Source organism: Acidovorax sp. ACV02 (assembly GCF_014851475.1).
Classification (GTDB): domain Bacteria; phylum Pseudomonadota; class Gammaproteobacteria; order Burkholderiales; family Burkholderiaceae_C; genus Acidovorax; species Acidovorax delafieldii.
This window is the reverse complement of sequence record NZ_JACUZU010000004.1, coordinates 387,483-399,377: the sequence shown is the minus strand read 5'-3', so window position 1 is coordinate 399,377 and position 11,895 is coordinate 387,483. Positions and strand designations below refer to the sequence as shown.

Genomic DNA, 11,895 nt, shown 5'->3' with positions numbered 1-11,895 from the left:
ATGGGTCCCCCGTTTCCAAGGGGCTGCCTACCGGCAGTGCAGAGGGGCATGCCCTTTCTTTCTTCTTACAAGAGCAGAGATTTCACCATGAACCAGACAGTATTGGGGCGCAGGCAGTTTTCGGTGGGCATGGGCGCCGTGGCGCTGGGCGGGTTCGGCCTGGCGCGTGCGCAGGGCGAGGGGCGCATCGTGCTGGGGCAGTCGGCCGCCTTCACCGGCCCGGCGGCGCAGCTGGGCGTGCAGTTCAACCAGGGTGCCAAGCTCTTTTTTGACCAGCTCAACGCCCAGGGCGGCGTGGGCAAGCGCATGGTGGAAATCCGCACCATGGACGACGGCTATGAGCCCGACCGGTGCGCCGAGAACACCCGCAAGCTGATTGCCGACGAGGTGTTTGCCCTGTTTGGCTACATCGGCACTCCCACCAGCCTGGCGGCGCTGCCACTGTTCACCAAGGAGAAGGTGCCGTTTTTTGGCCCCTTTACCGGTGCCGAGGCGCTGCGCCAGCCGTTCAACCGGCTGATCTTTCATGTGCGTGCTTCCTACTACGACGAAACCGCACTCATCGTGCGCCAGCTCACCAACCTGGGGCTCAAGAAGATTGCGGTGTTCTACCAGAACGACGCCTATGGCAAGGCGGGGCTCGATGGCGTGAACCGCGCGCTGGCCGAGCTGAAGCTGACACCCGTGGCGACGGCCACCGTGGAGCGCAACTCCACGGACGTGAAAGCGGCCGTGGACAAGCTGGTGCCCGCCACGCCCGATGCCGTGGTGCAGATCACGGCCTATGCGTCGGCCGCCGCGTTTGTGCGTGCGGCGCGCAAGGCGGGCTTTGGCGGCACGTTCTACAACGTGTCGTTTGTGGGCACCCAGGCGCTGGCCGACGAGCTGGGCAAGGACGGTGCGGGTGTGGTGGTGTCGCAGGTGGTGCCCTCGCCCTACCAGCCCTCGCGCCAGATCACGCGCGAGTTTCTGGAGGCCATCAAGAAGGGCGGCGACAAGGTGCAACCCAACTACTCCAGCATGGAAGGCTATCTGGCTGCACGCGTGTTCGCCGAGGGCCTGCGCCAGGCCCAGGCCGGCGGAAAGATCACGCGCGAGAGCTTCATCACGGGCACCGAGTCCATCGGCAACCAGGTGATCTCGGGCTTTCCGGTGTCGTTCAGTGGCACCAGCCACGCAGCCTCGAAGTTTGTCGAGATGTCGATGCTGACCGGGGACGGCCGGGTCAGGACCTGATCCCGAACGTGGGGCGCGCGCGCCGGCCCCCGCCGCTCCGAAGCGATTAGCCCAGCGTGCGCGTGCGCGCCAGCCCCTGCATGAACGCCTCGCAGCGTCCCAGCTGCTCCAGGCTCACGTACTCGTCGGGCTGGTGGGCCTGCTGGATGCTGCCGGGGCCACACACCACGGTGGAGATGCCCGCGTTCTTGAACAGCCCCGCTTCGGTGCCAAAGGCCACCAGGGTGGTGCCTTTTTCGCCCGACAGCTCCTGCGCCAGGCGCGTCACCGGGTCGTCCTTGCTGCCCAGGAAGCTCGGGATTTCGCAGATGGTTTCGAATTCAAAACCCGCTGCAGGCGCCACCTTCTTCATGGCGGGCTCCAGCGATTTGGCGTAGGCCACCACCTCGGACTGCATCTGCGCGGCGTTGGCCGTGGGCAGGTCGCGGAACTCGTAGCGGAACTCGGCGTCGCGCGGCACCACATTGTCGGCAATGCCACCATGGAACTGGCCCACGCTGCTGGTGGAGAACGGCACGTCAAAGCCCTCAAAGCGGGGCTCGTTCTTTTCAAAGTCTTCCGCCATGTCGCGCACCCGGCCCACCACGCGGGCGGCCATCTCGATGGCGTTGACCGAATGCGGCGTGAGGGAGGAATGCGCCTCCTTGCCGCGCACGCAGCACTTGTAGCGGTACACGCCCTTGTGCGCGATGGCGGGGATCATGCTGGTGGGCTCGCCCACGATGCAGGCCAGGGGCTTGATGTTCGCGTCGCGCAGGTCGGCGATGAGTTCCTTCACGCCAAAGCAGCCGATCTCCTCTTCGTAGCTGAACGCCAGATGGACCGCAAAAGGCGCGTCGCTGTTCAGGAACTGCTCTGCGTGCGAGACGGCAATGCCAATGAAGGCCTTCATGTCGGCACTGCCGCGCCCGTACAGGTTGCCGTCCTTGACCAGGGCACTCAGCGGGTCCATGGTCCAGTCCTGTCCATCCCACGGCACCGTGTCGGTATGGCCCGAAAGGATCACGCCCGCCGGCTTGCCCTCGCCCAGGGTGGCGAACAGGTTGGCCTTGGTCTTGTCGTCGTTGAAGGTCAGGCGGCTTTTCACGCCCAGCCTGGCCAGGTGGTCGCGGATGAAATGGATCAGCTCCAGATTGGAGTTATGGCTGACGGTGTTCATGCGCACCAGGGTTTGCGCAAGTTCAAGGGCGTGGGCAGAAATCATGGGTGGCTAGCGAATAACCCGGGTTGGCACGTGTGTTGCTGTCGGGCTAGACTGTGAGATCGTAAGGACACATATCATGAACGTTATTGACTCCATCGTCACCCAGGCGGCCAGTATTGCAGCGGTGCGCCGGGACATTCACGCCCACCCCGAGCTGTGCTTCGAAGAGGTGCGCACCGCCGACGTGGTGGCGCAAAAGCTCACCGAGTGGGGCATTCCCATCCACCGGGGTATGGGCAAGACGGGCGTGGTGGGCATCGTCAAGGGGCGCGACGGTGGCGCCAGTGGCCGCGCGATTGGCCTGCGCGCCGACATGGACGCACTGCCCATGCAGGAGTTCAACACCTTCGCCCACGCCAGCAAACACCAGGGCAAGATGCACGCCTGCGGCCATGACGGCCACGTGGCCATGCTGCTGGCGGCGGCGCAGCACTTTGCCAAGCACCGCAATTTCGATGGCACCGTGTACCTGATCTTCCAGCCCGCCGAAGAGGGCGGCGGCGGGGCCCGCGTGATGATCGAAGACGGCCTGTTCGAGCAGTTCCCCATGGAGGCCGTGTACGGCATGCATAACTGGCCCGGCATGCCGGTGGGCACGTTTGCCGTGAGCCCCGGCCCGGTGATGGCATCGACCAGCGAGTTCAAGATCACCCTGCGCGGCAAGGGTGGCCACGCGGCGCTGCCGCACACCGGCATCGACCCGGTGCCGATTGCCTGCGGCATGGTGCAGTCCTTCCAGACCATCATCAGCCGCAACAAGAAGCCCGTGGACGCTGGCGTGATCTCGGTCACCATGATCCACGCGGGCGAGGCCACCAACGTGATTCCCGACAGCGTCGAGCTGCAGGGCACGGTGCGCACCTTCACCACCGAAGTGACGGACCTCATTGAAAAGCGCATGCGCCAGATCGCCGAGAACCACTGCGCTGCGCACGATGCCACCTGCGAGTTCGATTTCGTGCGCAACTACCCACCCACCGTCAACTCGCCCGCCGAGGCCGAATTTGCCCGCAAGGTCATGACCGGCATCGTGGGGGAAGAGCGTGTGGTGGTTCAGGAGCCCACCATGGGTGCTGAAGACTTTGCCTACATGCTGCAGGCCAAGCCCGGTGCGTATTGCTTCATTGCCAACGGCGACGGCGCCCACCGCGAGATGGGCCACGGCGGCGGACCCTGCATGCTGCACAACCCCAGCTACGACTTCAACGATGACCTGATCCCGCTGGGCGCGACCTACTGGGTCAAGCTGGCCGAGGAATGGCTGGCCCAGCCCGCCAAAGCGGCCTGAAGCAGCTTGGCTGCGCCGTTGATCCTCCTCCACCCGGGCGTGCGCAGCGCGCGTGCCCGGGTTTTCTTTTTGTCTTCCCACTGACTCCTGAAAGCCCTGCCCATGACCGGAATCGTTGAAGCCTTCTCGCCCAGCTACGCCCAGGCGCGCACAAAGTTTCTGGAGGCCGCCGCAGCCGCCGGCCTGTCCATCGAATCGCACGCCCACCCGCTCCAAGGCCGCGACGGCGAAGACCTGGCCATGGACGTGGTGCGCGACGGCCCGGTCGATGCCAAAAAGCTGCTCATCGTGAGCAGCGCCTGCCACGGCGTCGAGGGCTACTGCGGCAGCGGCGTGCAGGTGTTTGCGCTGCACGATGCCGAGTGGCGCGCCAAGGCGCGCGATGCCGGTGTGGCCACGCTCTACATCCACGCGCTCAACCCGTATGGCTTCTCGCACGTGCGCCGCTTCACGCACGAGAACGTGGACCTGAACCGCAACTTCCAGGACTTCAGCAAGCCCCTGCCCGTGAACACGGCCTACCGCGAGGTGCAGCCCCTGCTGCTGCCCGAGCAGTGGCCACCCGGCCCCGAGAACCAGGCAGCGGTGGCGGAGTACATCGCCACCAAGGGCGAGGCCGCGTGGCAGGCCGCCATCTCGCAAGGGCAGCACGAGTTTCCGCAGGGCGTGTTCTTTGGCGGCACCGAGCCCACCTGGAGCAACCGCACGCTGCGCCAGGTGCTGCGCCAGCACGGTGCGGCCGCGTCGAAGATCGCCTGGATCGACCTGCACACGGGCCTGGGCCCCAGCGGCCATGGCGAGCGCATCTATGCGGGCAATGACAACGCCGTGGCCGTGGCCCGGGCGCGCGCCTGGTGGGACGGCGGCGGCGCCACGCCGGTCACGTCGATCTACGACGGCTCGTCCACCTCGGCCTTCCTCACCGGCCTGATGTGGACATCGATCTACGACGAGTGCCCCCATGCCGAATACACCGGCATTGCCATGGAGTACGGCACCGTGCCCGTGCTCGATGTGATGAACGCCATCCGTGCCGAGCAATGGCTCCAACTGCACCCCGAAACTCCGGCTGACAAGGCTGCCCAGATCAAGGCGCAAATGCTGGCGGCCTTCTACACCGACACGGATGTGTGGAAGGGCCAGATCATCAGCCAGGCGCGGCAGTCGATGTTCCAGGCGGTGAACGGGTTGACGGCCTGATTTTGTGTTCCAGAGGTCTCAGGCGCTGGTGCTATATGCCTGAGATGCTATCAATATGGTAGTGGGTGCGCAGGGGTTTGGCGGGTAGTACGGGTTCAGGAGCGTTGGGGTTGCCACCGTGGGGCGGCTACCATCGCCCCAAAAACCAGGAGACACCATGGCCTCTGACCCTCTGCGCGCGCTGAGCCGCTGCCTGCTCCGGCTGTCGGAGCAAGCCCAGCAGGTGGCCCCGCAGGACTTGCTGCAGCAGGCCATGCAGACCTTGCAGGGGCTGGTGCCTTTTGATTCCGCCTGGTGGGGCGAGGTCTCGGCGGGCGATGTGCAGGTGGCACCCCGCAACTGGCTGCACGGCAGCATTGGCCTGAGCCGCAGCTTTGCCGAGGAGTGGAATGCGCTGGCGGCGGTGGACCTGTTTGGGCTGCAGTCCATGCAGCAGCTGGGGGTGGTGATCCGTGAGCGTGACGTGGTGGGCCCGTTACCCGAGCACCCGGAGGTGGCCGCCTTCAGCCAGCGCCACGGCCTGTACCACTGCATGGCCCTCACGGCCGAGCTGCCCCACAGCGGGCTCATGTTTTTTGTCTCCATCTACCGCCCGCCAACGCGGCCGGAATTCTCGGACGGAGAGACCGTGCTGTTCGGTGAATTCGTCCTGCACCTGCTGCAGCAATGGCACTACCGTCTGCAGCGCCTGCAAAGCGATACACCCGGCCGCCCCTGGGACAGCTTTGCCCTGGCCCGGCCGTCGGGCGAACTGCTGTTTGCCGGGCTGCGCATCAGCCGGGCGTTGGGCGAAGCCAGCCCCGGCTGGCACGGCACCCACCTGCCGCCGGTGGTGGCACAGGCGCTGGCGGGCGCGCCCTGCACCCTGTCGGTGGGCAAGGCCTGCCGCCTGCGCTTGGAGCCCTGCGGGCCACTGGTGGCCGTGAGCCTGGCGTCGCGCCAGCACAAGCAAGCCCTGGCACCGCGCGAGCTGAGCGCCGCCATGCTGTACGCCCAGGGCCGCTCGCACAAGGACATTGCGGCCACGCTGGGCCTCACGCCCGCCACGGTGCGCACCTACCTGCGCACGGCCTATGCCGCGCTGGGCGTGAGCAACAAGCTGGAGCTGGTGGCCGCGCTGCGCCACCAGTAGCGATCGGCGGCGGGGCGCTACGCGCGAGTTTGCAGGGCTCGGTAGTTTCCCGCTCCCTCTGCATTTGCAGAGGCTGCAACCACGCCGCCTTTTCCTATCGTCCGCACCGGAGTCCAGTCGCTGGTGCCGGTCATGCCGCCGCCCGGCCTGGGCTCCTGAAGAACCGCCATAACAGGAGACCCTTGCATGTTCCCGAACCCCCACCCCTTCGCCGTGGCGCCCCGACGCCACCCTCACCCCCTGGCACGCGCAGGGCGATGGACCGCTGCCTGCACCCTGGGTGCTGTGGCAGCCCTGGCCCTGACCGCCTGCGGCGGCGGCAGCAGCGACGCCAATCCCCCGCTGGCCAGCAAGCCCCTGGCTGAGGCCTGCGCCGCCTACGCATCCACCGCCTTGCCCCATGGCGCCAAGGTCACCCGTACCGAGCTGCGCAAGGCCGAGGGCACGTTGCCCGACGTGTGCATCGTGCGCGGGCAGATCGTCTCGTCGCCCGAGTCCACCATCAACTGGGCGGTGGAGCTGCCCACACTGACCCAGTGGAACGGCAAGACGCTGACCATTGGTGGTGGCGGCTTTGACGGCTTCATCCCCACCGACGACCCGTGGTACCAGCAGCTGGTGGGCCCGTCGGCCAACCCGTACGTGAAGATCAGCTCCGACTCCGGCCACCAGATCCGCGGCTTTGCCTGGGGCAAGAGCGACGTGGCGCTGCGCAACCACGCGTTCGACGCCAACCATTTCGTGCTGGAGGTGGGCACTTCCATCGCCACCGAGTTCTATGGCAAGCGCCCCGTGCGGCGCTACCACATGGGCCATTCCAACGGCGGTCGGTCGGGGCTCATCTCCACGCAGAAGTACCCCAAGGACTACGACGGTGTGGTGGCCATGGAGCCCGCCATCAGCCAGCAGGCGCACCAGGTCAACCTGGGGCCCACGGTGCTGCGCCACATCTTCAAGAGCCGCGACAACTGGATGAGCCCCGCCAAGATCGCGCTGTATGCCAAGGCCGAGGTGGCGGCGTGTGATGGCCTCGATGGCCTGAAGGACGGCATCATCGGCAACATCGAGGCGTGCAACTACGTGCCTACCGAGCTGCTGTGCCAGGGTGCGGACAACGACAGCTGCCTCACGGCCGGCCAGATCGAATCCATCCGCCTCATCTACAGCGACCACAAGACACCCGTGACCCTGTCGCGCGGTGCCGTGGGCTACCCGCGCTATGGCCGGGGCGGGGCGTCCACGTCGGACTGGCAGTCGTACATGTTCGGCACCAGCTTTGACGCGCCCGATTCGTTCAACCACATGGCCGTGACGGAAGCCGCGCGCCTGGTGGAGGGCAACCCCAACGCCAACATCCTGAGCCACGACCCCACGCAGTACCAGGCGCAGTACGCGCGGCTGGCCGAGATGATCGATGGCACGGACCCCGACATCTCCGCCTTTGCCGACAACGGCGGCAAGCTGCTGATCTGGTACGGTCTGGGCGACACCTGCGTGTCGCTGTACCGCACGGCAGACTATTTCGACACGGTCAAGCAGCGCATGGGCGCCAGCAAGGTGCAGGGCTTTGCGCGCATGGTCACCTCGCCCTCCAACGGACATGACCTGGACGGCGCAGGCACCGAGCCGCGCTCCATCGACCTGCTCGCCGCCATGGACGCCTGGGTGGAAAAGGGCGCGGCGCCTGACAAGCTGGTCGCCACGAAGTTCGCCCCCGGCACCAGCACCCCCGTGGCCCAGCGCCCGGTGTGCGAGTACCCCAAGTTCCCGCGCTACAACGGCACGGGCGATCCGGCCAAGGCCGAGAGCTTTACCTGCTCTGCGACCTGAACGCGGTGCTGGATGCAAAAAGGCACGCCCCTGGGCGTGCCTTTTTTGTGTGTCCAGTCGTCAGGATGCCAGCGCGCGCATCTCTGCGATCAGGTCCGACTTGCCTTCGAAGCCGATGCCCGGCAGCGGCGGCAGCGTGACGTAGCCGTTCTCGACCTTCACGCCATCGGGGAAGCCACCGTAGGGCTGGAACAGATCGGGGTAGCTCTCGTTGCCGCCCAGGCCCAGGCCTGCCGCGATCGCCAGCGACATCTGGTGGCCCCCGTGTGGAATGCAGCGGCTGGGGGACCAGCCGTATTCCTTGAGCATGTCGAGCGTGCGCAGGTACTCCACCAGGCCGTAGCTGAGCGCGCAGTCAAACTGCAGCCAGTCGCGGTCCTTGTGCATGCCGCCGTGGCGGATCAGGTTGCGCGCGTCCTGCATCGAGAACAGGTTCTCGCCCGTGGCCATCGGGCCCTTGTAAACCTCGCCCAGCTTCGCCTGCAGCTCGTAGTCCAGCGGGTCGCCCGCTTCTTCGTACCAGAACAGCGGGTACTGCGACAGGGCCTTGCCGTACTCGATGGCGGTCTTCAGGTCGAAGCGGCCGTTGGCGTCCACTGCCAGTTGCTGGCCCGGGCCCAGGATCTTGAGCACTGACTCGATGCGCTCGCAGTCTTCGGCCAGCGTGGCACCGCCGATCTTCATCTTGACCACCGAGTAACCGCGCCCCAGGTAGCTTTCCATTTCCTTCTTGAGGCCGTCGAGCCCCTTGCCGGGGTAGTAGTAGCCGCCGGCGGCGTAGACAAACACGCGCGGGTTGGGCGTTCCGCTGCCGTAGCGCTCGGCCAGCAACTGGTACAGCGGCTTGCCTGCAATCTTGGCCGTGGCGTCCCACACCGCCATGTCGATGGTGCCCACGGCCACCGAGCGCTCGCCGTGGCCGCCGGGTTTTTCGTTGATCATCATGCGGGCCCAGACCTTGTGCGGGTCGAGGTTCTCACCGGTCTCATCCAGCAGGCTGGCGGGTTCGGCCTCCAGCACGCGCGGGATGAAACGGTCGCGCATCAGCGCACCCTGGCCGTAGCGGCCGTTGGAGTTGAAGCCGTAGCCGATCACCGGCTTGCCATCGCGGATCACGTCGGTGACCACGGCCACGAGGCTCAGCGTCATCTTCGAGAAGTCGATGTAGGCGTTGCGGATGTCCGACTTGATGGGACGGGTCGATTCGAGGATGTTGACGATCTTCATGGTGGTCGCGTTGGTTGGCAAAGAGGGAAAGGTGCGGGATCAAAAGGAAAGATCAGCGGGCGAGCGAAGAGCCCCCGCAGATCGCGATGTCCTGCCCCGTGATGGCGGCGGCAGATTCAGACAGAAGAAAGCCCACCAGTGCGGCAATCTCGGCAGGCTCGATCAGGCGGCCGATGGGCGGCAGGCGCGGTGCACTGCCCTGGCGGGCGGGGTCGTTCAGCATGCCGGTGGCGGTGGCTGCGGGCGAGACGACATTCACCGTCACGCCCTGCGCGGCCACCTCGGCGGCCCAGCTGCGCGCCAGTGCAATCAGCGCGGCCTTGGTCGCGGCGTACTGACCGCGCCCGGCCATGCCCTGCGCCACGCGGCTGCCAATGAACACCACGCGCCCCTGACCGCGCTGGGCCATGTCGGGCACTATGGCATCGGCCAGCCGGGTGGCGGCATCCACATGCAGGCGCCACATCAGCTCGCCGCCCGCATGGTCGAGCTGGCCCAGCGGCCCCACGCGCAGCACGCCGGCCGCATGGACCAGCGCGTCCACGCCGGGCAGTGCAGCGGCCACGCGGGCGATATCGGCACCATCGGCCAGGTTGACCGGTGTATGGGTGAACGAGGGGTGAACGACCGTCGGCTGGGCCACATCCAGGCCCGTCACGCGCCAGCCGACGGCCAGCAGCGACTCGGCGATGCTGCGGCCTATGCCGCTGCTGCTGCCGGTGACGATGGCGTGGCGGGCATTACTCGACACGGATGTTCCCTTCGGTGACGATCTTCTGCGAGCGCTCCATGTCGCTGCGCTGGAACTTCGCAAAATCCTCCACGCTGCCCGGTGTGGTCAGCAGCCCTTGCTCTTTGAGCTTGGGCGTCATCTCGGCCAGGGCCTTGTTCACCTCGGTGTTCAGCCGCTGGGTGATGTCGGCCGGCAGCTTGGCCGGACCCCACAGGCCATACCAGCTGTAGAACTCGTAGCCCGGAATCGTCTCGCCCACCGTGGGCACGTCGGGCAAGCTCGCGGCGCGCTGGGCGGAGGTGACGGCCACCACGCGCAGCATGCCGCTCTTGTGGTACTGCAGAGACCCCAGGATCGGATCGATGAACCCGTCGATCTGTCCGCCGATCAGGTCCTGAAACGCAGGCGCCGTGCCCTTGTAGGGCACGATCAGGTAGTCGAGGTTGCCTGCGCGCTTGAGCAGTTCGGTCGAGAGGTGCCCGGCCGACCCGATGGAACCCACGGCGAAGGTCATCTTGCCGGGGTTGGCTTTGGCGTAGGCCATCAGCGACTTGATGTCGGTGACCGGCAGGTTCTTGTTGATGGCCACCGACAGCGGGGCCTTGGCCACCAGCGCCACGGGCGTGAAGTCCTTGACCACGCCGTAGGGCACGGACTTCATGGTCATGGGCGCAGTGGTGAAGGTGGATGCGTTGAACAGCAGCGTGTAGCCGTCCGCCGGGGCCTTGGCCACCACGTCGCCGCCAATCACGCCGTTGCCGCCCGCCTTGTTCTCGACGATGAAGTTCTGGCCCATCTGGTCGCCCAGCTTTTGCGCGAGCATGCGGCCCACGGTGTCGAGCGTGCCGCCTGGCGGAAAGGGGATGACCATCCGGATGGGCTTGGCGGGGTAAGCCTGCGCAAAGCTGCTGGCCGCCATCGCGAGTGTGGCTACACCCAGGGCGGCGCGGAGGAAAAGGTGGCGTTGCATGGTGTCTTGTCTCCTTGTCGGTTTTCTTGTGTGCAATGAGGCGCGGGGGACTCAAAATCCCCCGCGCCTCGCAGGGACCGCTCAGCGCTTGAGCAGGCCGGCCTGCTTGACTGCAGCGCGCAGCGCTTCGACTTCCGTGGCGTTGGGCGCCTCGGTCGGTGGGCGCACGGTGGCGTCGTCGATCACGCCTGCCAGGTACATGCCACCCTTCATGCGGGCGTGGGCCTCGCCGGTGGGCTCGCCGCCGCCGTACACCGCGTCCTTCAGGGGCGTGATGACGGCCTGCACGGCCATGGCTTTCTTCAAGTCGCCGGCCTTCACCGCATTCCACAGATCGATGATGAGCTGGGGGATGAAGGTGGCAAAGCCCACCAGCGCGCCGTCCACGCCCTGCACCATCGAGGCCAGCAGGTACTCGTCGTGGCAGGTCAGGATGGCCTTGGACGCGTCGGCCTCGCGGATCGCCTGGATGTCGCGGGCGTACTTGTTCATGTCGCGCTGGCCCACCTTGAAGGCCTGCAGGTAGGGCAGCCGGGCCAGGTCGGCCAGCAGCTGCGACGAGTAAGAGGCACGCGTCCAGGCCGGGTAGACGTGGCAGACCAGATCGGCGTTGGGCGCCGCCTTGTGGATGGCCTCGAAGTACTGCAGTGCATGGCCGGGCGTGAAGCCAAAGCGCAGCCAGTGGTGCGGGGGCATCACGTCCAGCGCCACGGCACCAGCCTCGACGGCAGCGCGGGCATGGTCGGCCGCGTCGGCCAGGCCTTCGCAGACGATGGACGAAATGACAGGCATGCGCCCCTTGAGTTCGTCGGCCACGATGCGGGTGACCTTGGCGCGTTCAGCCGGTGTGAGGGAGAACACCTCGCCGGTGTGGCCGTTGGTCATGACGGCCACCACGCCGTCGTGGCCTGCCAGCCAGGCGGCGAGCTTGCGCAGCGCGGGCTCGTCGATGCGGTGGTCGGGGGTGAAGGGGCACGAGATGGCGGGGATGATCCCGCGATAATTCGAGATGGCAGGCATGCTTTCTTGTCTCCGTTGGGAAAAGCTGGTGAACAACGGGGTGGATCATTCCGCG

10 protein-coding genes are annotated in these 11,895 nt (G+C 66.5%); 5 read left to right on the top strand and 5 right to left on the bottom strand.

Going from position 1 to position 11,895, the window contains the following annotated elements:
- The first annotated feature begins 87 nt into the window (after positions 1-87).
- On the top strand, positions 88-1,236 hold the full coding sequence (locus IB236_RS12395; protein ID WP_056745736.1) for an ABC transporter substrate-binding protein: 1,149 nt from the start codon (positions 88-90) through the stop codon (positions 1,234-1,236).
- A gap of 46 nt (positions 1,237-1,282) precedes the next feature.
- Here the strand turns inward: IB236_RS12395 and argE are convergent, their stop codons facing one another.
- On the bottom strand, positions 1,283-2,440 hold the full coding sequence (gene argE, locus IB236_RS12390; protein WP_121941799.1) for an acetylornithine deacetylase: 1,158 nt from the start codon (positions 2,438-2,440) through the stop codon (positions 1,283-1,285).
- A 76-nt stretch (positions 2,441-2,516) separates the two neighbouring features.
- On the opposite strand from argE, the gene IB236_RS12385 reads away from it, so the two are divergent.
- From IB236_RS12385 to IB236_RS12370, 4 genes are all read left to right on the top strand, one after another.
- Positions 2,517-3,728, top strand: coding sequence for a M20 aminoacylase family protein (locus IB236_RS12385; protein ID WP_192421006.1), 1,212 nt, complete (start codon positions 2,517-2,519; stop codon positions 3,726-3,728).
- Positions 3,729-3,830: 102 nt separating this feature from the next.
- Positions 3,831-4,928 carry a M14 family metallopeptidase gene (locus IB236_RS12380; protein ID WP_192421005.1) on the top strand — a complete coding sequence of 366 codons (1,098 nt, stop codon included), beginning with the start codon at positions 3,831-3,833 and terminating at the stop codon, positions 4,926-4,928.
- 157 nt (positions 4,929-5,085) lie between these two features.
- The gene (locus IB236_RS12375; protein ID WP_192421004.1) at positions 5,086-6,060 is read left to right on the top strand and encodes a LuxR C-terminal-related transcriptional regulator; all 975 of its coding nucleotides are present in this window, start codon (positions 5,086-5,088) and stop codon (positions 6,058-6,060) included.
- Between the two features lie 186 nt (positions 6,061-6,246).
- Positions 6,247-7,890, top strand: coding sequence for a tannase/feruloyl esterase family alpha/beta hydrolase (locus IB236_RS12370; RefSeq protein ID WP_225581114.1), 1,644 nt, complete (start codon positions 6,247-6,249; stop codon positions 7,888-7,890).
- Positions 7,891-7,950: 60 nt separating this feature from the next.
- Here the strand turns inward: IB236_RS12370 and IB236_RS12365 are convergent, their stop codons facing one another.
- The 4 genes from IB236_RS12365 to IB236_RS12350 form a co-directional block, all read right to left on the bottom strand.
- The gene (locus IB236_RS12365; protein ID WP_192421003.1) at positions 7,951-9,117 is read right to left on the bottom strand and encodes a mandelate racemase/muconate lactonizing enzyme family protein; all 1,167 of its coding nucleotides are present in this window, start codon (positions 9,115-9,117) and stop codon (positions 7,951-7,953) included.
- A 52-nt stretch (positions 9,118-9,169) separates the two neighbouring features.
- Positions 9,170-9,868: an SDR family oxidoreductase gene (locus IB236_RS12360; RefSeq protein ID WP_192421002.1), complete on the bottom strand. Its 699-nt coding sequence runs from the start codon at positions 9,866-9,868 to the stop codon at positions 9,170-9,172.
- Complete coding sequence (locus IB236_RS12355) at positions 9,858-10,820, bottom strand: tripartite tricarboxylate transporter substrate binding protein (protein WP_192421001.1); 963 nt, start codon at positions 10,818-10,820, stop codon at positions 9,858-9,860. Before IB236_RS12355 ends, IB236_RS12360 begins: the two co-directional genes overlap by 11 nt.
- 81 nt (positions 10,821-10,901) lie before the next feature.
- Complete coding sequence (locus tag IB236_RS12350) at positions 10,902-11,840, bottom strand: dihydrodipicolinate synthase family protein (protein ID WP_192421000.1); 939 nt, start codon at positions 11,838-11,840, stop codon at positions 10,902-10,904.
- Between the last annotated feature and the right edge of the window lie 55 nt (positions 11,841-11,895).